The following is a 2,319-nucleotide window of genomic DNA, read 5'->3' as shown; positions in this document are numbered from 1 at the left end:
AGAGGCTGCTGTTCAGCAACTGCGGGAGAAGTTTCTGCAATTGCCGGGGGTTGCTCCCAATATTGGCGGTTTTATTTCTCACCGCATGGATGAAGTTTTATCGGGGGTCAGAAGTGCGATCGCTGTCAAAATTTTTGGCCCCGATTTAGTCCAGTTGCGTCAAGTCGGGGAACAAGTCCGCGATGCCATCAAACCCATTGCGGGAGTCGTAGACTTACAATTAGAACCTCAATTACCTATCCGCCAAGTTCAAATTCATTATGACCGCTCGGCGGCGGCTGGTTATGGTTTAACTATGGCTGCCATTTCTGAAGTCGTGGCAACCGCCCTCAATGGTCAAGTGGTGTCCCAAGTCCCGGAAAATCAACAACTGATTAATATTATCGTCGGTTTGCCGATCGCCTCACGCAATAATTTAGATGCCATTGGGGCGATTCCCCTCTCTACCCCCACCGGACAAATTATTCCCCTCAGTGCTGTGGCTAGAGTTGAATATGGTATGGGGGCTAATGTGGTGAATCGGGAAAATGTGTCTCGTTTAATTGTCGTATCAGCCAACGTTGCGGAAAGAGACTTAGGCAGTGTGGTGAGTGACATTCAAGCTGCTATCCGCCAAAATGTCCAGTTACCCAATGGCTACTTTATCCAATATGGCGGACAGTTTGAAGCGGAACAAAAAGCCACCAATAATCTGGTCTGGTATAGCCTCCTGGCCGCGATTATGATTGCCATTTTGATGTTCTTCTCGGTTAAGTCTCTCCCGGCAACTGTGGCGATTATGCTCAATCTTCCCCTGGCCTTGGTGGGTGGTATTGTCTCGATTCTCTTAACGGGGGGGGTAATCTCCATTGCTTCTCTGATCGGGTTTATTACCCTGTTTGGGGTGGCTGTCCGCAATGGTTTGCTGTTGGTGGATAACTACAACCAGAAGTTTGCTCAAGGGATGCTGTTAAAAGAGGTTATTACTCAAGGGTCCCTAGAGCGGTTAAATCCTATCCTGATGACGGCTTTAACTTCTGCTCTGGGAATGCTACCCTTGGCGATCGCACAGGGGGCCGGAAATGAAGTTCTACAACCCCTCGCCATCGTGGTATTAGGAGGATTATTCACCTCTACGGCTTTAAAGAGTGTTAGTCATTCCAGCCTTATATACCCAGTTTGGCAAGTGGTTAATCCCCCGACTATCTCCTAATCAATGGGAGGAAACTTTCCGCAAGCATGAGCCATCTACCCCAGCAATTCAGTCAAAATCTTAGTTTTGATGGGTGAATAGACCCTTGTGGGGCTCCTTTGGCTCAAGTTATGGCGATCGTTCCGGGCGCCTTTTCCTCTCGAGTAAGTTTGAGGGTGACTCCAAAAACTTCAGCAAAACAGGCCGCGAGGACATCCCGGACTTGCTCGATGGAAATATCCGGGACTAATTCAGCCAGACTCCCTACGGGGAAATCAGAAATACCACAGGGAACGATCGCTTTAAATCCAGTTAAGTCAGGACAAACATTCAAGGCGAACCCGTGCATAGTAATCCAGCGACTCACCTTAATGCCAATGGCTGCTACTTTAGTTTCCCCCACCCAAACCCCTGTCAAACCCTCAACGCGCTGGGCCTCAATTCCCCAAACCCTAATTGTCCGAATCAATACTTCTTCTAGTTGCCGCAAATACCAATGTAAGTCCATTTGATATCGTCGCAGGTTCAAAATCGGATATCCCACCAACTGACCGGGACAGTGATAGGTCACTTCCCCACCCCGTTCTACTCTGTACAGTTCATATTCAGACTCATGGGGGTCAAACTTGAGAAATTCAGAACTAGCCCCCTGTCCCAGGGTATAAACGGGCGGGTGTTCTAATAAAATCAAAATATCCTCTAAATTTGGACAATTAATGCGATCGGCCACTAAGTCTTGCTGCCATCTCCAAGCCTGTTGATAAGAAATTAGTCCCAAATTATAAAATTGGCAATAAACCTCATTAGTATCGACAATAGCAACAGGAGTGTCGTCGGGCATGGTAAAATATTCTTATATGAGCGAAACGTTCAGGAGAAGAAATAAGGCTGCAATGCCTGAAATCAACTCCTGGTGGGGTTCCAGCCCCGAGTCTGGATAAATGAAGGTGACATGAACACCCCATAACTGTTTGTATGTCCCGACGCTTGGACTCACCTCCAGGCAAGGAAGGGAATCTCAAGGTCAATATACGGACTGCTGCTGTTAAACGTAGAAGTAGTTATGGTCGAAAGGGAAGTCGCCTTCCCCAACTCCAATTCCAAACCGTGCTTGATACTTTCACATCACACGGCTCCTAATGTAGATA

General features: G+C 47.6%; 1 protein-coding gene and 1 pseudogene. One reads left to right on the top strand and one right to left on the bottom strand.

Annotated features, from left to right (window positions below; translation table 11 throughout):
- Positions 1–1,256, top strand: a pseudogene (locus ACTIE0_RS23865) (efflux RND transporter permease subunit); the annotation flags it as partial.
- Between the two features lie 39 nt (positions 1,257–1,295).
- Here ACTIE0_RS23865 and lipB read toward each other — a convergent pair.
- Positions 1,296–2,012 (bottom strand): lipoyl(octanoyl) transferase LipB, encoded by a 717-nt coding sequence (gene lipB, locus ACTIE0_RS23860; protein ID WP_006620887.1) that lies wholly within the window; start codon positions 2,010–2,012, stop codon positions 1,296–1,298.
- Positions 2,013–2,319 lie beyond the last annotated feature (307 nt).

Origin of the sequence: Limnospira sp., from assembly GCF_051859755.1 — a bacterium.
Taxonomy (GTDB): domain Bacteria; phylum Cyanobacteriota; class Cyanobacteriia; order Cyanobacteriales; family Microcoleaceae; genus Limnospira; species Limnospira fusiformis.
Note: the sequence above shows the minus strand (reverse complement) of the source record. Positions and strands in the feature narration are given on the sequence as shown.

Coding starts and splice junctions, on each gene's coding strand:
- lipB (WP_006620887.1), bottom strand. CDS start 2,012: ATGCCCGACGACACTCCTGTTGCTATTGTCGATACTAATGAGGTTTAT.